Below are 730 nucleotides of genomic sequence, written 5' to 3'. Positions count from 1 at the left end.
CAGTGGGCTCAGGCCATGCGAAAGGTGTTGGCGATGCCCGATGTGCGCGAGAAGCTGGGCCAGACGGGATACGAATGGCTGCCAGGCAACACACCGGATGAGGTTGCCAGATACACGGACGCCCTCGCCGCGCGCTGGACGCCGGTCATCAAGGCCACAGGGTTCAAGGGAGACTGAACGAGGCTGATGCCTGGCGGGCCGTCGATCAGTGCCGCGCGCCATGCGCAGCCATCAGGCAATCCGCGTACAACTGAACTGCTCGCGAAGGCGCCGGAGAACGACGCACCAGACTGAGGAATCGGCAGGCATAGCGAAAGCGTTTGCCCTCGCCGAGTGCCGAATCGATTCGATTGCCCAGAGCGGGGCGGTGCTCTTGGGTGCGGCGGCCGCCGAGCTCGCGCGAATCGCAATGGACTCGGCGGTGTACCGGGAGCTCGTCCGCCGCGACACCCGTTGCGTGCAGTTGTTGGATCCGCCCTTCGACACCTCGCAGCCGTCGCCCGGCTACATCGAAGGCTACGTTCCCCGCGTGCGCGAAACCGGCGGCCAGTACACGCACGCGGCGCTCTGGGTCGCGCTGGCGTTCGCCACGCACTGCGATGCCGCGCGCGTGCTAGACAGAATGGCTTGAGCCGTTGAAGCGGCCCGTCTCCGGGACTACCGTGGCCGCGCGCGTGCTAGACAGAATGGCTTGAGCCGTTGAAGCGGCCCGTCTCCGGGACTACCGTGG

Annotated in this window: 1 protein-coding gene; it reads left to right on the top strand. The window is 66.7% G+C overall.

Annotated features, from left to right (window positions below; genetic code table 11):
* Nucleotides 1-220 precede the first annotated feature (220 nt).
* Entirely contained in the window at nt 221-631 is a 411-nt protein-coding gene (locus tag AC1DY5_RS57675; RefSeq protein ID WP_478123047.1) for a GH36-type glycosyl hydrolase domain-containing protein, read from the top strand.
* Nucleotides 632-730 lie beyond the last annotated feature (99 nt).

The sequence above is a fragment of the Variovorax sp. P4_D9 genome, from assembly GCF_056401695.1.
The sequence above is the reverse complement of the archived record's forward strand: the minus strand, read 5'-3'. Positions and strand labels throughout refer to the sequence as shown.